Here is a 19,889-nt window from a genome sequence, read left to right as displayed (position 1 = left end):
TGATTTTTTTCTTGCCCATCAAGCACTCTGCCTGCACATTTCGGGGTCATTCCTATCAGCAAAAGAAAATGGAGCTTCCCATTTTTACACCTGTGTGGCCTTCACAGTATTTTGTCTTGTGATTTTCTGGTAAGCTCCTACGCTTTCGCGGCGTTATTTGAATATATTTTAGTGAAACTTCATTTTATCGAATGCTTTGATATCGTTCATTTTTATTAAACCATACTGAACCTGGGCTTTAATAAACCTGGGCTTTCTTGATTTTAGGAAAGAATGGTATACATTCATTCAAAACCGCTTATGGAAAGCAGATGAAACAGATTATTATCGGAAACTGGAAAATGTTTGGCCTGACTTATCAGGTAAAAGACCTTGTCACCAAGCTTCTTTCTGGCTTAAAACAGTTTTCCCCGCAGGCAGATATTGTGATCTGCCCACCAGCCACCCAGCTTTCAAATGTCGCTTCTCTGATCCATGGCAGCCAGATTGCCTTGGGTGGCCAAGATTGCCAAGCCGATGACCTGGTCACACACACAGGCGACATTTCTGCAGAAATGCTTAAGGATATCGGTGCCCAATATGTTATTATTGGCCATTCTGAACGTCGAGAAATCCACCATGAAACAGATGCCATTGTGCAGACCAAAACTGTCCAAGCCCAAGACTGGGGGCTTATTCCCATCGTCTGCGTGGGTGAGACAGAAATAGAGCGCAGAACCGGCGCTTATAGGGATTCCGTAAAAAAACAAATCAACGAAGGCCTTCCCGATGATTTTAATGGCATTGTGGCCTATGAACCCATTTGGGCCATCCATGGGGGCATGAGTGCCTCTTTGCAAGAAATCTCTAGTATGATGCAAATTATCCGTAAAGAGCTTGCAAAACGCTTTAATCGTACCACTGCAGAAGGAATTAGAATTCTTTATGGTGGCTCAGTTAACCCTGATAATGCCGAATCTATTCTCTCTCTGGAAGGGGTGAATGGGGTCTTGATTGGTTCTGCAAGCCTTTCTGCTGAAAAATTCCTTGCTATTATACGCTCATCTGTGGTTGAAAATCAGGAATGAGAAAATCTGCTCCATTTTTTCGCCTTACCTTTATTTTTGCACCACCTTTAAGAGATTCTTTGTCTTGCCATTCTCTGTCTTGCCATAAGGTTCCTTTCGGTTTCTGGATATAACATGATTACTTTTCTCCTGATTTTGCACCTGCTTGTAACCCTAAGCCTTATTGCCGTTGTCCTTATTCAACGCAGTGAAGGAGGAGGGTTAGGAATCGGCTCAGGCCAAGGGCTAGGATCCTTCATGACGGGCCGTGGAACTGCCAACCTTCTCACCCGCTCAACAGCTATTCTGGCAGCCCTTTTTATGATTCTCTCCCTCGCGTTAGCCATTGTTAATAAGGGAGGAATCCATGGTGGCAATCATGATGTTTTGGCCCATCCTGACCTCCCTGCCCTTCCTGCGCCCTTACCCAATCAGCCACCTGCACCCGCTGCTGCCCCGCACACACAATTGCCACAGCAACAACCTCCTCATAAGTAATTCTTCAACAGCCCAATTCCAAAACCTCATAACCCTATAACTTCATAACCCTATAACATTGTATTAAAACTTACTCTTCCCCTTCCTGGGGTAAAAACAGTGTAGAAAGCCCTTCATGACAAGGTTTATTTTCATTACAGGTGGTGTTGTATCCTCTCTTGGGAAAGGGATCGCCGCCGCAGCCCTTGCTGCGTTGCTTCAGGCACGTGGCTATAGAATCCGCATACGAAAACTAGACCCCTACCTAAATGTTGATCCCGGCACTATGAGTCCCTACCAACATGGAGAAGTCTTCGTTACAGATGACGGCGCAGAGACAGACCTTGATCTCGGACATTACGAACGTTTTACGGGTGTCCATACCACAAAACTGGACAACGCTACGACAGGGCGCATCTACTCTGAAGTTATAGCACGGGAACGTCGGGGAGATTATCTTGGGGCCACAGTTCAGGTCATTCCCCATATTACCGATGCCATAAAAGCAACCATTGTCGCCGATACAGAAAATATTGACTTCGCCATTATTGAAATTGGTGGCACTGTTGGCGACATTGAAAGCCTGCCCTTTCTGGAGGCCATCCGCCAGCTACGAAATGACCTTGGCACCAACAATACCTTGTTTATCCACCTTACTCTTGTGCCGTGGATTGCCTCTGCCGGCGAACTCAAGACAAAGCCGACCCAACATTCTGTAAAAGAGCTTCAAAATGTGGGTATTCAACCGCAGATACTGCTTTGTCGTTCAGACCGTTTTATTCCTCCTAATGAACGAAAAAAAATTGCTAATTTCTGTAATGTCAAACCAGAAGCTGTTATCCCTGCCCTGGATGTCGATACAATCTATGCCTGCCCCATTTCTTATCATGAGGAAGGACTTGATACCGAGGTTCTGAAGCATTTTGATCTGCCTTACGAAAATACCCCAGACTTAGAACAATGGCACAATGCAGTAAACGCCATCAGAAAACCCAATGGAGAAGTGACCATCGGCATCGTAGGGAAATACACAGCCCTGCAGGATAGTTATAAATCCCTCACGGAAGCTTTACTCCACGGTGGCATTGCCAATAAAACCCGGGTAAAAATACGCTGGTTTGATGCTCAGGATCTTGAGGAGAACAACACTATTGCCCCCCATCTTTCCTCAGTTCATGCCATTTTAGTACCCGGAGGCTTTGGAGAACGAGGTTCAGAAGGGAAAATAAGAGCCATTCAATATGCCCGTGAAAACAAGGTTCCTTTTCTGGGCATCTGTTTTGGCATGCAAATGGCGGTTATTGAAGCCGCTCGTAACCTCGCCAACCTTCCAACAGCCTCCTCTTCTGAATTTGGCCCCACGGAAACCCCTGTGGTAGGCCTTATGACTGAGTGGGCCTATGGCAGCGAGCTTATGCGCCGTAGCGAAGGTGGAGATTTGGGAGGTACGATGCGGTTGGGAGCTTACCCCGCTAACTTGAAACCCGATAGTCAAATTGCTGCCATTTATCAGGCCACAAAAATCCGTGAACGTCACCGTCACCGTTATGAAGTCAATGTACATTACAGAAAACAGCTTGAAGAGTGTGGTTTGGTTATGTCCGGCATGTCACCAGACGATGTTTTGCCAGAAACGATAGAGTATAAAAACCATCCCTGGTTTATTGGTGTACAATACCATCCCGAACTTCTCTCTAAGCCTTTTGCGCCTCATCCACTCTTTTCCAGCTTTATTCAAGCTGCCATTCAAAAAGCGGCATCGCATGACTAACCTCTACAAAACAGTTTCCGTCGGTAGCATTCCCCTTGCTAATCATAAAAATTTTGTTCTGATTGCCGGGCCCTGCCAGATTGAATCTCGTGCCCATGCCCATGAAATGGCTCTGGCACTAAAGGAAATCTGCTCAGAGCTCAATATAGGTCTTATCTATAAAAGTTCATTCGATAAGGCTAACCGCACGAGTGTGGCCACCGCACGTGGGGTGGGAATGGAAAAAGGCCTTGATATTCTCGCTGATGTTCGCTCTTCCTACGATATTCCCACCCTTACGGATGTCCATCATCCTGAACAATGCCAACCTGCAGCCCATGCCGTTGACGTTTTACAAATTCCTGCCTTTTTATGCCGTCAGACCGACTTGCTGATTGCTGCGGGTCAAACAGGGTCCGTTATCAACGTTAAAAAGGGGCAGTTCCTTGCCCCGTGGGATATGAAAAACGTTGCAGAAAAAATTTCCAGCACCGGGAACCATAATATTCTCCTTTGTGAGCGTGGAACCTCTTTTGGTTATAATACCCTCATTAATGATATGCGCGGCTTACCAATTATGGCCCAAACGGGCTATCCTGTTATTTACGATGCCACGCATTCAGTCCAACAACCTGGTGGGCTTGGGTCTTCTTCTGGAGGGCAACGAGAATTTGCCCCTATTTTGGCACGAGCTGCCTTAGCCACTGGTGTGGCTGGTCTATTTATTGAAACCCATCAAGACCCAGACCACGCCCCTAGTGATGGCCCTAACATGATTCCGCTTAAAGAGATGAAAAATATTTTATCTTCCCTCAAAGAGATAGATACTCTTGTTAAATCTCTGTTTTTTGCCTAACATCACTCCGAGAAATGATAATTAGCAAATAGTTCCCTTTTTTCTCACCTCGCTGCCCCCTTTTTCAGGAGGTTTTATAAGCATCTCACTTTAAACAAAGTCAGGTTTCAGGCTTTTCTGCCTACAATCAATTCCCTTGTTGGCAAGAGCCATGGATTTTTCAGTATTCTGGATCGGCTCTGTTTTTTGTGCTCCATTTTACCTTTTTCAGGTTCCGGGCTTTTTGTACAGACTTTTTTAAGAGTGTGGCCCAATCTGAAAAAATAGCTTTTATTTAATGAATTTATTCTTTGAAAGGATAGATACCCATGAGTGCCATTATTGATATTATTGCCCGCCAAATATTGGATAGCCGCGGAAACCCCACAGTGGAAGTAGAAGTTGAGCTCGCCTCTGGTGCGTTGGGCCGTGTTGCTGTTCCATCTGGGGCTTCAACAGGTGCCCATGAAGCCGTTGAGCTGCGTGACGGAGATAAAAACCACTTTGGCGGAAAAAGTGTTCTAAAAGCCGTAGACCACGTCAGAAAAGATATCCGTGAGGCATTACTTGGAGAAGAGGCCTTAAATCAAATTACCATCGATCAAGCCATGATTGACCTTGACGGGACACCTAATAAAAGCCGGTTAGGGGCCAATGCCATATTGGGTGTCTCCCTAGCAACGGCCAAAGCCGCAGCAGAAGAGCTTGGCCTGCCGCTTTATCGCTATGTTGGGGGGACATATGCCCATGTTCTGCCGGTACCGATGATGAATATTGTCAACGGCGGTCAACATGCTGACAACCCTATTGATTTTCAGGAATTCATGATCCAACCGCTCGGTGCAGCCAATCTTGCCGAAGCCGTAAGAATGGGAGCCGAAGTTTTCCACACCCTGAAAAAAGCGCTCCATGAAGCTGGCCTGAATACCAATGTTGGAGATGAAGGAGGGTTTGCCCCTGCCCTTAAATCCACCGACGAAGCACTGTTCTATGTTGTTAAAGCCATAGAAAATGCCGGCTATCGCCCAGGCGATGACATTGCCATTGCTATTGATGCTGCTTCTACAGAATTCTACAAAAACGGCAAATACGTTCTTGAGGGAGAAGGAAAAAGCCTCTCCTCCAGCGAAATGGTGGCTTACCTTGATAACCTCACCAAACGTTTCCCCATCATTTCTATTGAAGATGGTTTAGCAGAAGATGACTGGGAAGGTTGGGCTGAACTTACACAAAGGCTGGGGAATAAAATTCAGCTTGTTGGGGATGATTTATTCGTCACCAACCCTGAAAGACTACAGCGCGGAATTGATCAGAATGTTGCTAATTCCCTTTTGGTTAAAGTCAACCAAATTGGCACATTAACAGAAACAAACCGTGCTGTAGAAATGGCTCATAGAGCAGGCTATACAACGGTTGTAAGCCACCGTTCTGGCGAAACTGAAGATGCTACCATAGCAGATCTTGCTGTGGCCTTTAATAGTGGACAAATCAAAACAGGTTCAATGTCTCGCTCTGACCGTATTGCCAAATACAACCAGCTCATCCGTATTGAAGAGGAACTTGGCACAGAGGCCAGATTTGCTGGCCGCTCTATCCTGCGGAAAGCCAAGTAAAACTCCCCTTTTATTTAGAAGAGTTTATACCCCTATACCATTCGCAAGAGTGGTATAGGGGGAGGTGTAACTATTATGGTTGTTTTTTATTCTTTTTTATATCAGAATAAGAAATCTCTTTCTTTATCATAAGTAAGGCAAATTCTATGGGTCTTGGTCGTGCGATTAAAAAGCTCATCAAAGCTATTATTCCGCCTTGTCTGTTTATTGGCCTAACAGCTTATTTCAGCTGGAATGCCATACAGGGAGAGCATGGAATAAAAAGCTACCAAAACCAGCTTAAACTTCTGGAAAAGGCCAAGCAAGCCCGCAAGGATGCGCTTTCTGAACAACAGGCATGGGCTAAACGTATTAAAGGGTTAAAAGAAAACGGTCTGGATAAGGATATACTCGATGAAAGGGCAAGGGCGATGTTAAGCCTTGCTAATAGCAACGATCTGGTCATCCCTTATAGCCAAAACGATCATCTCTTCTAATCAATCCTCCTTTTCTCTTTGATTTCCAGAAGAATGGTGAGATCGAATAAGCCTTCTCTTCCTCAAATTGGCTATAAAAAAACAGGCCTGAAAAGCCTGTTTTTTGCACAACCTAGATTTCAACAAAAATTACTTAATTTTTGCCTCACGAAACATAACATGTTTGCGTGCAACTGGGTCGTATTTACGCATTTCCATTTTCTCGGTTTTCGTGCGGGCATTTTTCTTTGTTACATAGAAATAGCCAGTATCTTCGCTTGAAACAAGCTTGATTAAAATAGTATTTGCTTTAGCCATCCGATCCTCAACACCTATTCCAACATGTCTGGTAACTATTATTGTTTTGACGTTTACATAAATATGTTCAATATATCAAGTCTTTAAGTCTCTTATTCTTCAGGAACCGCATTTTAAGTAAAATTGGTTTTGTTCCTTGCCATCCTAAAAATTTTCAGTCAATAAAATTTCTTTCTTCTAAAGGTAGCCTCATGCTTAGCGTTGCAGAAGCACGTCAAAAAATTTTTGATCTTCTTACCCCTGTCACAACTGAGCTTATCCCAATAACCATGGCAGGGCAGCGTATAACGGCTCAAAATATTTATGCCAATCTCACACACCCACCAGCCCATACTTCTTCTATGGATGGGTATGCCATCAGATACAAGGATAAGGATCATTACAATCATTTTGAAATTGTAGGCAGCATTCCTGCTGGTTCCATTTTTTCTAAAACCTTGCAGGCAGGACAATGCGTTAGGGTTTTTACAGGCAGCTTTCTCTCCCACGAATGTAACTGTGTGATTATGCAGGAAAATGCTGAGCTGTCTGAAGATAAAAAAACTGTGCAGTTTCATGAAGAAAATAGCCAAAGTGGGCAATTTATACGCCCACAAGGTATGGATTTTAAACTTCATGACCTTCTCATCGAAAAAGGGGAACTCTTAACGCCACGCCATATTGCCCTAGCCGCTGGAGGAAATAACCCATGGATAGAAGTTTCCGTTAAACCCCGAGTGGGAATTCTTACCTCAGGAAATGAGCTGGCCATGCCAGGAGCCCCCCTTTCAGCCGGGCATATCATAAACTCCAACCTTCCTATGATCGCCTCTCTTATCTCTGCAGCAGGAGGAGAGCCCGTCATGCTAACGCCCCTGCAGGATAAGGAAGAAGACCTTATTGCTTTGCTGAAACAACAAAACAGACTTGATCTACTCCTCACCCTAGGAGGGGCCAGTGTGGGCACTTATGATCTGGTTAAAACAGCCTTGGAAAAAGCAGGAGGGCACATTGAATTCTGGAGAATTGCCATGCGCCCTGGAAAACCCCTTTTCGCTGGAAACATAGGCAGCGTACCCGTTATTGGCTTGCCGGGTAACCCTGTTTCTGCCTTTGTATGCTCAGTTCTTTTTGTTTTACCGGCCTTGTCCTTCATCACAGGGCAAAAAAGCGGGCTAGAACCCCTTATTGAGCAGGGTGTAATAACAGTGGATTGGCCCGCAAATAATACCTCTTTCCTTTTGCATATCCGCTCCCAGCTCGATATTAGCCCCCAGAATGGCCACTTGTTTACCCCTTTTAAAAATCAAGACTCTTCATTAATGAATGTTTTAAAAAAAAGTAACGCTCTGTTTTTACATTATCCCCATCATGCCCCTATAAAAGCCGGTAGTGCATGTTCACTGATTGATCTGACACGTCTTCATTTATAAACTAAAATTCATTATGTTGCATATTTCCATTCTTGACAAACATAGTATGAACTTATAAAGAACATATAAAGAATATTTATTGTAATGAATGCCTCTTACGGCTTATTTTTAAGAAAGATGCCATACCATGCTGACTCCTCAGCAATACAGGCTTTTATTGTACATCCATACCTATTTACAAAAAACGGGGTTCTCCCCTTCTTTTGATGAAATGAAAGAAGCCCTGGCTCTTCGTTCCAAATCGGGAATCCACCGTCTTATCTCTGGTTTGGAGGAGCGGGGTTTCCTAAAACGGCGGCATCACCGAGCCCGTGCTCTAGAAGTGATCAAGCTGCCCGATAACTATGTCTCTACCGAAAACCCCTTTTATCCCAACAGGACTGCTACACATGATAGCACACCTCAACGAATGCCCTCTTCCCCTTCCTCACGCGGGGTAACACAGCACTCTTCTGATACCACTTTACTCCCACTCTATGGGTATATTGCAGCAGGCCTACCTATAGAAAGCCTGCCTGATCCAGAAAACACCATAGAAGTTCCTAGTTCCCTTATTACTCAAGGTGAGCACTACGCTTTAACCGTGACAGGAGATTCTATGAAAGAGGCCGGTATTTTAGAAGGAGATACCATTATTCTTCGCAAAGCTGAGCAAGCAGAAAATGGGCAAATTGTTGTAGCCCTTATTGAAAGTGAGGAAGTAACCTTAAAGGAATGGTATCAACGGGGAAATGTTGTTGCCCTAAAACCTGCGAATCCGGCTTATGAAACGCGTCTCTTTCCTGTAGAAAAAATTCAGGTTCAAGGGGTGCTCGTCAGTTTAATTCGCCACTACTGAACTGGTTATCACTTAAGAGTTAACTTTTTCGTTTTTACTGCTTATCATGACCACTCTTTTTCTATTACCAACCTCTATGGGTCTATTGAGAAAAGCACTTTCCTATTTTTGAACTCAAAAAACATGACAACACATATTATGGGCATTGCGGGCTGGAGTGGAGCGGGAAAGACAACCCTATTAACCAAAGTGATCCCTTATCTCAAGCACAATATGTCCCTTTCCATTTCTACTTTAAAACATGCCCACCATGGGTTTGATATTGACCAGAAAGGAAAGGATTCTTACTTACATCGGGAGGCGGGGGCTACTGAAGTGATGATTGCTTCAGATAAACGTTGGGCCTTGATGCATGAAAACACCTCCGACCCATCAGAAAAACCCTCCTTTTCACAGCTGCTGAAGCAGATGTCTAACGTTGATCTCATCCTCGTTGAGGGGTTTAAGTCCCTGCTGCCTGTTGCCCTTGAAATCCACCGAGCAGCACTTCAAAAGCCTTTTCTCTACCCCAATCTTCCATCCATATGCGGGGTTGCCACTCTTGAGAGTTTTAACTTCCCCTCTCATATCACTGCACTTAACCTTGATGATATTCCCTCCATAGCAACCTTTATTACCCACCGCGCTATTCCTATTGAACAAGTACGTTAAAAGCAGGTAAAGCCTGGCTCATGGCTAGAATAGTCTGTGGGGTTATGCCTTCTTCTAACCAGTCTAGTTCGGCAATAATCGGCACCCCAGTTCTTTCCTCTATGGCTTTACGATTATGCGGCTGGGGTTTCCCATTCATAACAATACCAGCAATGGCAATACCAACATTTTTTAAGCTTTCCACACTTAAAAGAGTATGATTAAGGGTTCCTAAGCCACTTCGCACAACGAGAATAACGGGCAAGCCTATTTTTAAAATGGCGTCACGGAGAAGGGTATGAGCAGTAAGAGGTACCATAACACCACCAGCTCCTTCTATAACAAGCACATCATCTGCCTTACAGGATGGCGTTAAATGAAAATCTTCAAAACTATAGCTTTTTTGTTCACGTAACATGGCCTCAAAAGGAGAAAGTGCTGCCGAAAGAACGAGCAAACTTGGTAAGATTTTGGGAAGTTTCCCGTCTTTTCGTCTTACCAGAGAGGTTATGATTGCATGATCGGGCTTTTCTTCCGCAACCCCTGTTTGAAAGGGCTTCCAATAGAGAGCTTGCCAGGCCTGCACCAACGCTGCTGAAACAACCGTTTTTCCTATCGCTGTATCAGTGCCTGTTACAAAAACCCCCTGACAGGGCGCTTTTCGAAACCAACCATAAGCAACAGCATAAGAGAGATAAGAGTAATGCTGATCGAAATAATACATAACACGACGTAATGAAGAGGAAGATACAGCCCTATACCCCGCTGGGGCCGTATGTGCACCAATCGCTTTTAAAGCTTGTAAAAATGCCCATGCATTGTCTACGGGCTCAATAAGAGTTTCACTAGACCACAAGCCATGGCCGCTCCTGGGGCGTTCTGCATTCAGTTGATCTATAGAAGGATAGAAGGGTACCGCACAGGCCACACCCATCTGGTTACAACTTTCCCGCCACTCCTCAAAGGTTCCAGCAGCTAAAGTACTGGCCATGAACAATCCTCCCGGAGCTAAATATTCATACAGCCTTTCTAGTGCAGCTTTCCGGCTCACAAACCATTGCATACACAAACTGCTACACACCAAATCAAATGAGCCGGAAAGGGCTAAATTTTCTCCATCCATAACTGCAAAGGCAATCTGGGAACCGTTATGATTTTCCCTCGCACGAAGAATCATTTCTTCACTTAAATCAACTGAAATACAAAAGGAATCAGGAAAATTTATTTTTAAAAGCTGTGTTAAAAAACCGCTCCCACATCCAATTTCTAAAATCCGTTTCGGTGGAGGTAACCCCAACATGGTATAACGATTGAGAATATGACCCATCAGCCGTTGGGCTACGGTTTTTTGCACAAGGGCATATTTTTCATAATGATGCGCATGAGAAAAATGAGACTGGATTTTTCGTTTATGCTCATTAAAGACCATGCCTCTAACCTTCACTATTCCCTATATTAAAGAAGACAAAAGCTCTAAGAATCTTATCCATCTATTGCCTGCTTAAATGTGCCTGCTTAAATCCCTTTCGAATAAAGTCAGCACAGATTTGGGGATGGGTTATAGGGAGCATGTGCCCCCCTTCCGACACCCATTGGATACACTCTTTTGGGAAAAGCTTACTTGTCATCTCTTCATTCACCAGACGATCTTGCCTTCCTGCTAGAACAGAAACACGCGGCAAAATCATCGGTAGGCTCTTACGGTAATCTTCTGTCTGGAGGTAGGTGAGCCCCAGCTGAAGGGCTGTAATATGAAAGTGCTGCGGTAGAGGCGTATAATCTTCTATTTTTCGGCGAAAAGCCTTAACAACGCTTAATGGTTTTTGAGAAATCTGCTTCACCATTGGCTCAATTTGATCACCAGCAATTCCTTCTTTAAAATCTTCCCGGCGCTTAAAACAGCTAAACCCATTAATCAGCGCAAAAGAGACATGCTGCATTACTTCCGCCTGATTATTTTTCTTTATAAAGTGAAAAAACTGCCTTAAACACCATAAGCTTCCAAAAGAATGCCCCACCAGAATAAGCGGTTCAGTCCTTTTCAGAAGAGAAAAAATTAATTTTTCGGCTGATCCAAAAACCGGGACTGTTTTCTCTTCTACAGAGAAAAGCTCAAACATATACTTCTCATATCCATCAAGATGGGCTTTTGTAGCTGACCATAGATCAGACTGATAGCTCCACCCAGGAGCAAAGGCGAGAACCGGTTTTACAGTTTCCATCTGCTACTTCTCTCTTCAGCGCCCTCTTCAATCTGGAGCTCAGAAATGATTTCTGCCATCGCTTGGCACAATATTTCTATATCCTTCCATTGATGAAAGGCGCAAAGCGTAAAACGAATACGGCTTTGCCCTACAGGAACAGTCGGTGGACGTATGGCTACCGTATAAATACCATAGGTTTTTAAACATTCAGCCACTCGAAGCGCCTGAGCACTGGATGAAAAAATAACCGGAATAATATGAGTTGTACTCTGCGCGATATTCAAACCCATAGCTCTAAATTTTTGCCTTACAAACTGGGCCTTTTCCACAAGCTCCTGCCGTTCATACCGCATGGAAGGAATTTTTTCCAAGGCTGCACTTAAAGCCCCCCAAACAGCAGGCGGTAATGCCGTTGTATGGATAAAGCCTGAACTTTTATTAACCAGCCACTCACACAGTGCTGCAGAGGTTGCAACATAACCACCAAAACCTCCAAAAGCCTTGCTCAATGTGCCCATAACCACTGCACATCCAGGCTTGCCATAGGAAAACCCCCTGCCTTCAGGCCCGTAAAGGCCACAGGCATGGGCCTCATCCACATAGACAAAGGCAGAAAATTGCTGAGCCAACTCTAAGAGGCTATCAATATCCACCTGATCGCCATCCATACTAAAAACACTTTCAGTAACAATAAAGCGCTGACCTTTTTTATGCTGGCAGGACTGCAAACGCTCCTTAAGATGATTCAAGTCATTGTGCCGAAAACGAATCTGTCTCGCTCCGCCAAGAGCACATCCATAATGTAAGCTAGCATGGTTAAGCCGATCGGTAAAAACAAGGGGTTCTTCCAAGTAAGTCTCACGGGCAAAATTTATTATACAAGAAAGAGCTGCCACGTTACACTGCCAACCAGAGGCAAACACCAAGGCCCGTTCTTTCCCGTGGAAATGCGCCAAAACACGCTCAACCTCTAAAAATGGACTTAAACTACCACTCACCAAGCGCGATGAGCCCACCCCGCTTCCGTAAAGTGATAACCACTCTTTTGAACGATCTTTTAAAAACGCATCCTGAGCGAGACCTAAATAATCATTTGAAGAAAAATCAATCCAGTTTTTCGGCTTTTCTTGACCGGAAAAGGGGGCATATACTGTACGCTTTAAATGTTTTTTCTCTAATAATTCCAGCGCTTCCCGTAGTTTAATTTCAAGGCCAGTCATAATGACGCATGTCCCAAAGCAAAGCAAAATTCCTTCAATCTCTACCCTTACCGACCATCTATGGCTGCCTTACACTCAGATGAAAACATCTCCTTCGCCTATTATGGCTAAAAAAACTCAGGGAAGCCATATTTATCTCGAAGATGGGACACGCCTTATTGATGGCATTGCCTCATGGTGGACAGCATGCCACGGCTACAATCACCCCGTTATTTTGGAAGCTGCCCAGCACCAGCTCACCGCCATGCCCCATATTATGTTAGGGGGTATTGTCCATCAACCAGCCCTTCAACTTTCTACCGAGCTTTCTGCCCTATTGGGCCATGATCTCAATCACGTTTTTTTCTCTGATTCAGGGTCTGTTTCTGTAGAGGTTGCCATGAAAATGGCCTTTCAGTATTGGCTCAACAAAAAACAGAGTCGCCATCACATTCTCAGCTTTAAAGGAGGCTACCATGGCGATACCCTGTATACCATGTCAATCTGTGATCCAGAAGAGGGCATGCACACACTATTTAAAGGCATCGTCCCTCAACAACCCATTCTTGACCTACCAGTTACTGCCGAACAGCGCAAAAATTTTGACGTTTTTTTAGAGCAGAATCATACCTCTATTGCTGCCATTGTTGTGGAACCTTTAGTACAAGGGGCTGGTGGCATGATCTTCTATTCGGCCGAAACACTTCACTACCTTTACAAAACCGCCCAAAAATACGCCCTTCTTCTTATTTGTGATGAGGTTTTTACAGGCTTTGGTCGCACGGGAAGCATGTTTGCTTTTCAACAAGCTGAGATTATTCCCGATATCATTACCCTCTCGAAAGCTCTAACAGGAGGAACAATGGGGCTTGCAGCAACCATTGCCCGCACACCAATATATGAGGCCTTCTTGTCAGATCAGCCAGAGCATGCCCTCATGCACGGGCCCACTTTTATGGGCAATCCTCTGGCCTGTGCTTGTGCCCTGGCCTCCCTCTCATTATTTGCCACACAACCGAGGCTAGAAGAAGTCCGTAATATTGGCCAACAAATGCAAGAACATCTCTCTGCCTGTACCAAATTAGCCTGTGTAAAAAATGTAAGAGTTATGGGCGCCATTGGCGTTGTAGAGCTCTATACAATCCCCGACATGGCTGCCTTAAAAAAAGAGCTCCTCAGCCATTTTGTCTGGATTAGGCCCTTTCGGAATATTGTGTATATTACCCCAGCTTTTACCATTTCATCTGAGGACGTGGCTATTTTATGCAGCAGTATTTATCAGACCCTTCAAAAACTTTATTCATAGGCCTACAATAAAATCCCAGCGCGAGAAAATTATACACTCTATTAAACCATACCAAGATTAGGACAGCATGCGCGTAGAAAACATATTATGAAAATCTTATGATTAAAATAAAGAGTCTTTCCAGTTTTGTGTAATAGCGTGATCGCTCTTTCGAGCTTCAACCCACTGTTCACTCCCATCAGTAAAAACCTGTTTTTTCCAGATAGGAACTTCGGTCTTAAGCCAGTCTATTAAAAACTCTGTTGCTGAAAGTGAGGCCTTTCTGTGAGAAGAAACTGTAAGGACGAGAACGATCTGATCTCCGCTTCCCAGTTCTCCTACTCTGTGAATAAGCGTGCATCCTAAAAGGGAAAACTGTTTTACAGCCTGTTCTGCTGCCATTCGCATATGGTTTTCTGTCATCCCGGGATAATGTTGTAAAATAAGCGATTTTACAGTTCGTCGATCATCCCTATCCTGGCGGACCAACCCGGTAAAAGCCGTAACGGCACCGACATGCTGACAGCGCTCTAAAAGCTCTGCCTGCTCATGGTTGAGATCAAAATCTTCATACTGAACGGTAATTTTAAGCATTAACCACCTGTAACAGGTGGGAAAAACGCAATTTCATCACCGGCTCTCACCACATCTTCCAATTTTGCAAAAGTCTGGTTCACGGCAACACGGATGGTTGAAACATCATCAAAAAGCTCACTAAAAGGTGGCTCGCGTTTTTGCATCCAGCCAATTAAGTCCCCAACATTTTCAATATCAGCAGGAAGAGTAAGGTATTCTGACTCCAACCCAATTTTATCCCTTAACCAAGCGAAGTACAAAATATGTAAACTGTTGCTCATTTTACTTTCAGTTTATGGTGTATGAGGGATCTCTTTTCCATTTTTATCAGAGGGCTGGCTACTAGCAGCCTTGGGAGATGCCTCAGATGCAGAAGAACTGGGTTTGTTGTACGAATTTTCCTCAGAATGTAAAGCAGAATCTTTAATAATTTTGACTTCGCCTCCAGGGGTAATCACTGTACTCGTTCCATCTCCATTAGGAACAATAATAGGGGCATTCAGTTGCTGCGGCTTGAATTTATCCGGCATAGAAGGCAAGGTTTGAGGGAGTCCCTGCCCTGAGAAATCCTTTATAACCCCTTTTTTAATGGCTTCACTTTCGCCGATATGCAGGCTGCCCCCCTCCTGAAGCAGCTTACCGGTCTGCCCACCGATAACCGTGCCCTTTGGCAAATATTCCTCAAAGCTCAGAGCCCCGCCAGAATCATGACTGCGTGCAACGTCACTTAAGGTTGGCAATGGCTTTGGCTCTCCAGGCCAGACATCTCCAGCTTGTGGCAAAATCGGAATGATTGTTGGTGCCCCACCCTGAGCCCTCAAGAGATTTTCTGAGTTACCAGATGGCATGTTAGGATTATCGCCAGGAAGTGTTGCGGTATCGCCAACAAACTTCCCAAATCCTGAACATCCAGAGAGAATTACGCATACTCCTAACAGAGCTAAGCTCCGCATACTGAGCCCCCCGAGGCTTAATCTTTAAAAATTCAAACTTAACTGCAACACTGCCTAGAAAGGCCACATAACACAAGATGCCAACTAAAAAATAGCTTTTGAAACATCTTTTTTAATATCTGGCTGTGATTTATTTACATGCCTGATGCTGGTATTGACATAATCCCATCCTGTTATAATCGTTAAAAAAGCGGCAAGCCACAATAAGAGTGCTCCGATAATGCTCACAGGGAGCCACCCAATGCTGAGCATCTGAGCGGAATCATCTCCTGCTAGCAGAAAGCCTATGGCGGTCATTTGCACACCAGTTTTCCATTTCGCTAATTTTGTTACAGGCAAACTTACCCGCGTTGCTGCCAAAAACTCCCTTAATCCACTTACCAATATCTCACGAGAGAGTATGACAATAGCGGGATAGAGCGAGCCATAAGGCAGCCTGTCTAACCCTGCCATAACCATAAGACAAACCCCAACCAATAACTTATCGGCAATGGGATCAAGCATACGTCCCAAATCTGAAAGTTGCTGCCAAGCCCGCGCCAGTTTGCCATCCAGATAATCCGTTATACCAGCGGCAATAAACAACAAACACGAGAGGAGATCAGTCACTGGGGTTCGTAATACCACCAAGAGAACCAGCATGGGAATAACAATGATCCGAGACAATGTCAAAATGTTGGGGAGATCTATCATCGTGCGTTATATTTCTGACATAATGAGTAAAAAACAGTAAATATTATGAATGTTCGCCAGTACAAATATTTCTTTGGGTTATTATAACAGGGAATACCTAAAATCTATATTATTCCACCCCGATTGCAAAACTATTTTTTTCTGGTGTTCTCTTGCCAATCTGGATGAAAATATCCGTAAATAGAATGAGCCATGTTATGGCTTATTCCCACCACAGACTCCAGATCCTGTAGGCCTGCTTGTTTAATGGCACGAACAGACCCAAAATGGTTAAGCAACGCCTTCTTACGAGAAGAGCCAATGCCGGGAATGACATCCAGCTCCGAGCGAATAAGGGCTTTAGAGCGCCCACTCCGATGGGTGGTTATGGCAAAACGATGAGCCTCATCACGTAATCGTTGCAGGTAATAGAGTAAATTATCGCGCTCAGGAAGCTGAAAGGGTGGCTGGCCTTCGCTATGAAACCATTCACGCCCTGCATTTCTATCTACCCCTTTGGCAATCGCTATAAGGCTAACGCCCTCTATAGCCAGCTCTTCCAATATAGTCTTTACAGCAGAATACTGCCCTACTCCCCCATCAATTAACAATATATCGGGGAGAACGGCCATCCCCGTCCTCTCTTTTTCAGACTCTTCCTGGCCTGTCTCTTCCTGACCTGCCGTTCCCTGCGTGGTCGCTTTTCCCTCCACCTCGTCTCTCTCTTGATGAGCTGAAAAGCCTACTGGTCTTTCAGAGGCAGAACTTTCCTTTTTTTCCTTTCTCATTCGGCCAAAACGACGATGAAGAACTTCTCTCATCATTGCAAAATCATCACCAGGCGCAATAGCCCCTTTGATGGAAAATTTACGATACTCTGAGCGTTCAAACCCTTCTGGACCCGCCACAACCATAACACCATAAGGATTCGTACCCATTATATGGCTGTTATCATAAACCTCAATACGTTTAGGAAGAGCGGGCAGATGGAACACCTCTTTCATCCGCAACAAATTCTGTTTTTGGGAAGCTTGCTCAGCCATTTTACGCTCTAACGCCTCACGGGCATTGGTAAGGGCATGTTCTACCACCGCACGCTTTTCTCCCCTTTGAGGAAAAAGTAGATCGACCTTGCTTCCAGCCTTTAATTTCAACGCATCGGCCAGCACAGTGTGTTGGGACAGATCATGACTTAACAAGATTTGGGCTGGGGGTATTTTATCTTCATAAAACTGGGCAAGAAAAAACTCTAAAACCTCAATATCGGTTGGCGTATCATGAAAAGAGTAAGAGGGGAAAAAAGCACGATTCCCATTATTTCTTCCCCCTCTAAAAAAAAATACCTGCACACAGCTTTGCCCTCCAGCCGAGTAAAGGGCAATGACATCGGCATCCTGAAGAGCGACCATGTTCACCACCCCATTGCTTTGCACATAGGCTAGCGCTTGAATCTGATCACGAAGGGCTGCTGCTTTTTCAAAGTCCAGATTGTCAGACGCCTGCTGCATTTTCTCTACAAGAAAACGTTGGACTTCCGGCGCTTTCCCCATCAGAAAAGCTTTGGCCTGTTTAACAGAAAGCTGATAGTCCTCGTAAGAAATACGCTCTACACACGGCCCCGAACAGCGCTTGATTTGATAAAGCAAGCAGGGCCTTTTTCGGGTTAAAAATACTGAATCCTCACAGGTGCGCAAACCAAATACACGCTGGAGAATATTCAAAGTTTGGTCTACGGCACGAGCACTGGCAAAAGGCCCCCAATAAAAAGTGCCTTTTTGAATTTTCCCTCGATATTTAGCAATGCGAGGATAATTTTCGTTGCCGATTATAAGCCAAGGGTAGGTTTTATCGTCCCTTAAAAGAATATTAAACCGTGGCGCATAATTTTTAATTAAATTCGCTTCCAGCAGTAAGGCCTCGGCTTCAGTATGGGTGGTTACAATCTCCACACTGCAGGTCAACGCCACCATGCGCTGTATACGCTCTGAGAGACGATTGGGCTGCGTGTAAGATGTCACACGCTTTTTAAGTTGGTTTGCTTTCCCCACATACAAAACATTCCCGTGCTCATCGAGCATACGGTAAACCCCTGGCTGCAAGGGCATAGTTTTTAATGCCTCTAAAATAGCAGCTGCACCCGTTTTTCTTGTTTCGTCCGTCATCATGCCCGTTAGATTTATTCTTATATCATAACAAAAAGAGAGAAGGTAACTGTTTATTAGTTTATTCGTCTATTTGCCCACGGCTTCTCCTCACCCACTGCTGTAGAAAACAATCTACCATTTCTGTGGATAAGTTTGTGGATCAGAAGTTAACATCAACCCTAAAGCCGCAACAATCCTAGGGTATATAGGGATTGCCTAAAAAAACATCACTCACGTAACCCATTGTTTTATATAGATTTGTTAGAAAAAGCGATTTTTTTTTGAAGAAACAGTTCCGGTTTTCTTTGGTTTTTCAATGTCAATCCCATGGGTGGATAATTTTTGGTCTTGACTACAATTTTTATCGTCAACCTTCCTCCCCATCCAGCTCTTATGTTGGAAATTTCCATGTTCTGCCAAGCTTAGAAATGGTTTTTTGCTTTTTTCTCCTGGCTATAAAATTGTGCCTGCCTCCACACACGCAAAAAATTTTCTCCCCATAGTGCCCGAATCTCAGAAGGATCAAACCCATAATTTTCAAGAGCTGCGGTAACATTTTGGGTTTCAGCGGTATTCTGCCAACCCTGTATGCCCCCTCCCCCTTCAAAATCAGATGAAATCCCCACATGTTCTATCCCCACACGGTTCACAGCATAGGCAATATGGGCAACCAGATCTGAAAGATTCACGGGATTATGGGAGGAAGCTGTTCTTCTTAAAAAAACATCCAGAGCCGTAATCTGAATAACCCCCCCTGTTTCCCGCAATAGATCCAATTGAGAATCATCCATATTACGGGGATGATCACTCAAGGCCCTTATACAGGAATGGCTTGCCACCACGGGCACTTCTGAACACTGAACGGCCTGCTCCATAGAGTGTTTTGAGCCATGCGAAACATCCACCATAATGCCCAGATTATTCATGTGCTGAATCACTTCTCGTCCAAAATCAGACAGGCCATGATGCAAATAGGCCTTCTCACCCAAAGCAGGGCGGAAAACCGCACTATCAGCGATTTGATTATGCCCATTATGGGTTAAGGTGATATAGCCTATCCCCTTTTGGGCTAACAGCTCTAATCGCTTTATATCCTCGCCAATAGGGTAAGCATTTTCAACAACCGGAATGAGCGCAACCTGGCTGTTATTATAGGCCATATTCACCCCTTCTGGCGTGACGCATAAGACTGCTTTATGCGCTGGAGAAGCCATATCAATAATAACAGAGAGCATTTTACAGCATCTCTGCCAGGCAGCCTCAAAGGCCTGACTATCGAGCCGGCCCTGAGGGGTAAAAGCTACAAAGCAGCCTGCATTCAATTGGCCTTTCTGCATCCCTAAAAGGGTTGCTTGGCGCTTTCCCTCACCTTCCCCTGTAAAACTGCCGGGCTGGTCAGGCCATGGAATATCAATATGGCTATCAAGGGTCAGACTATCCCCTCTCTTTGTTGATACAGAATTTGACATAAAAAATCCTCCC

General features: G+C 44.5%; 20 protein-coding genes. 10 read left to right on the top strand and 10 right to left on the bottom strand.

Annotated features, from left to right (window positions below):
• Positions 1-311 precede the first annotated feature (311 nt).
• The 6 genes from tpiA to JGUZn3_RS07520 all read left to right on the top strand — a co-directional run bounded on the left by tpiA (position 312) and on the right by JGUZn3_RS07520 (position 6,197).
• The gene (gene tpiA, locus JGUZn3_RS07545) at positions 312-1,067 is read left to right on the top strand and encodes a triose-phosphate isomerase (protein ID WP_203412953.1); all 756 of its coding nucleotides are present in this window, start codon (positions 312-314) and stop codon (positions 1,065-1,067) included.
• A gap of 114 nt (positions 1,068-1,181) precedes the next feature.
• On the top strand, positions 1,182-1,544 hold the full coding sequence (secG, locus tag JGUZn3_RS07540; RefSeq protein ID WP_203412952.1) for a preprotein translocase subunit SecG: 363 nt from the start codon (positions 1,182-1,184) through the stop codon (positions 1,542-1,544).
• A 115-nt stretch (positions 1,545-1,659) separates the two neighbouring features.
• Complete coding sequence (locus tag JGUZn3_RS07535; RefSeq protein ID WP_203412951.1) at positions 1,660-3,294, top strand: CTP synthase; 1,635 nt, start codon at positions 1,660-1,662, stop codon at positions 3,292-3,294.
• A complete protein-coding gene (gene kdsA / locus JGUZn3_RS07530; RefSeq protein WP_203412950.1) occupies positions 3,287-4,129 on the top strand; it encodes a 3-deoxy-8-phosphooctulonate synthase in 843 nt (280 codons plus the stop codon). The genes JGUZn3_RS07535 and kdsA overlap by 8 nt, the downstream gene beginning before the upstream one ends.
• Positions 4,130-4,437: 308 nt before the next feature.
• A complete protein-coding gene (gene eno / locus JGUZn3_RS07525) occupies positions 4,438-5,721 on the top strand; it encodes a phosphopyruvate hydratase (RefSeq protein WP_203412949.1) in 1,284 nt (427 codons plus the stop codon).
• A 146-nt stretch (positions 5,722-5,867) separates the two neighbouring features.
• Positions 5,868-6,197, top strand: coding sequence for an FtsB family cell division protein (locus JGUZn3_RS07520; RefSeq protein ID WP_203412948.1), 330 nt, complete (start codon positions 5,868-5,870; stop codon positions 6,195-6,197).
• Between the two features lie 129 nt (positions 6,198-6,326).
• On the opposite strand, the gene rpmG is transcribed toward JGUZn3_RS07520, so the two are convergent.
• Complete coding sequence (rpmG, locus tag JGUZn3_RS07515) at positions 6,327-6,494, bottom strand: 50S ribosomal protein L33 (RefSeq protein WP_203412947.1); 168 nt, start codon at positions 6,492-6,494, stop codon at positions 6,327-6,329.
• Positions 6,495-6,685: 191 nt separating this feature from the next.
• Between rpmG and JGUZn3_RS07510 the strand changes: the two genes are divergently transcribed.
• The 3 genes from JGUZn3_RS07510 (at position 6,686) to mobB (ending at position 9,395) form a co-directional block, all read left to right on the top strand.
• Positions 6,686-7,906, top strand: a complete 1,221-nt coding sequence (locus JGUZn3_RS07510) for a molybdopterin molybdotransferase MoeA (protein WP_203412946.1) — start codon at positions 6,686-6,688, stop codon at positions 7,904-7,906.
• A 127-nt stretch (positions 7,907-8,033) separates the two neighbouring features.
• The gene (gene lexA / locus JGUZn3_RS07505; protein WP_203412945.1) at positions 8,034-8,744 is read left to right on the top strand and encodes a transcriptional repressor LexA; all 711 of its coding nucleotides are present in this window, start codon (positions 8,034-8,036) and stop codon (positions 8,742-8,744) included.
• A gap of 123 nt (positions 8,745-8,867) precedes the next feature.
• A complete protein-coding gene (gene mobB, locus JGUZn3_RS07500) occupies positions 8,868-9,395 on the top strand; it encodes a molybdopterin-guanine dinucleotide biosynthesis protein B (RefSeq protein ID WP_203412944.1) in 528 nt (175 codons plus the stop codon).
• On the opposite strand, the gene bioD is transcribed toward mobB, so the two are convergent.
• From bioD to JGUZn3_RS07485, 3 genes are all read right to left on the bottom strand, one after another.
• A complete protein-coding gene (bioD, locus tag JGUZn3_RS07495; RefSeq protein WP_203412943.1) occupies positions 9,376-10,803 on the bottom strand; it encodes a dethiobiotin synthase in 1,428 nt (475 codons plus the stop codon). The two genes, mobB and bioD, sit on opposite strands and share 20 nt — an antisense overlap.
• A 61-nt stretch (positions 10,804-10,864) precedes the next feature.
• Positions 10,865-11,596 carry an alpha/beta hydrolase family protein gene (locus JGUZn3_RS07490; protein ID WP_203412942.1) on the bottom strand — a complete coding sequence of 244 codons (732 nt, stop codon included), beginning with the start codon at positions 11,594-11,596 and terminating at the stop codon, positions 10,865-10,867.
• Complete coding sequence (locus JGUZn3_RS07485) at positions 11,584-12,798, bottom strand: aminotransferase class I/II-fold pyridoxal phosphate-dependent enzyme (protein WP_203412941.1); 1,215 nt, start codon at positions 12,796-12,798, stop codon at positions 11,584-11,586. The genes JGUZn3_RS07490 and JGUZn3_RS07485 overlap by 13 nt, the downstream gene beginning before the upstream one ends.
• Before the next feature lies 1 nt (position 12,799).
• Here JGUZn3_RS07485 and JGUZn3_RS07480 point away from each other — a divergent pair, with 1 nt between their 5' ends.
• Positions 12,800-14,083 carry an adenosylmethionine--8-amino-7-oxononanoate transaminase gene (locus JGUZn3_RS07480; RefSeq protein WP_203412940.1) on the top strand — a complete coding sequence of 428 codons (1,284 nt, stop codon included), beginning with the start codon at positions 12,800-12,802 and terminating at the stop codon, positions 14,081-14,083.
• A 102-nt stretch (positions 14,084-14,185) separates the two neighbouring features.
• Here JGUZn3_RS07480 and JGUZn3_RS07475 read toward each other — a convergent pair whose 3' ends face one another.
• The 6 genes from JGUZn3_RS07475 to JGUZn3_RS07450 all read right to left on the bottom strand — a co-directional run bounded on the left by JGUZn3_RS07475 (position 14,186) and on the right by JGUZn3_RS07450 (position 19,876).
• Positions 14,186-14,656, bottom strand: a complete 471-nt coding sequence (locus JGUZn3_RS07475; RefSeq protein ID WP_203412939.1) for a molybdenum cofactor biosynthesis protein MoaE — start codon at positions 14,654-14,656, stop codon at positions 14,186-14,188.
• A complete protein-coding gene (gene moaD / locus JGUZn3_RS07470) occupies positions 14,656-14,919 on the bottom strand; it encodes a molybdopterin converting factor subunit 1 (RefSeq protein ID WP_203412938.1) in 264 nt (87 codons plus the stop codon). Before moaD ends, JGUZn3_RS07475 begins: the two co-directional genes overlap by 1 nt.
• Positions 14,920-14,931: 12 nt before the next feature.
• Positions 14,932-15,591: a hypothetical protein gene (locus tag JGUZn3_RS07465; RefSeq protein ID WP_203412937.1), complete on the bottom strand. Its 660-nt coding sequence runs from the start codon at positions 15,589-15,591 to the stop codon at positions 14,932-14,934.
• Between the two features lie 84 nt (positions 15,592-15,675).
• Entirely contained in the window at positions 15,676-16,284 is a 609-nt protein-coding gene (gene pgsA, locus JGUZn3_RS07460) for a CDP-diacylglycerol--glycerol-3-phosphate 3-phosphatidyltransferase (protein WP_203412936.1), read from the bottom strand.
• A 131-nt stretch (positions 16,285-16,415) separates the two neighbouring features.
• Entirely contained in the window at positions 16,416-18,428 is a 2,013-nt protein-coding gene (gene uvrC / locus JGUZn3_RS07455) for an excinuclease ABC subunit UvrC (protein ID WP_203412935.1), read from the bottom strand.
• Positions 18,429-18,829: 401 nt separating this feature from the next.
• Positions 18,830-19,876, bottom strand: a complete 1,047-nt coding sequence (locus tag JGUZn3_RS07450; RefSeq protein WP_203412934.1) for a dipeptidase — start codon at positions 19,874-19,876, stop codon at positions 18,830-18,832.
• Positions 19,877-19,889 lie beyond the last annotated feature (13 nt).

This window comes from Entomobacter blattae (assembly GCF_014672835.1).
GTDB lineage: Bacteria > Pseudomonadota > Alphaproteobacteria > Acetobacterales > Acetobacteraceae > Entomobacter > Entomobacter blattae.
The sequence above is the reverse complement of the archived record's forward strand: the minus strand, read 5'-3'. Positions and strand labels throughout refer to the sequence as shown.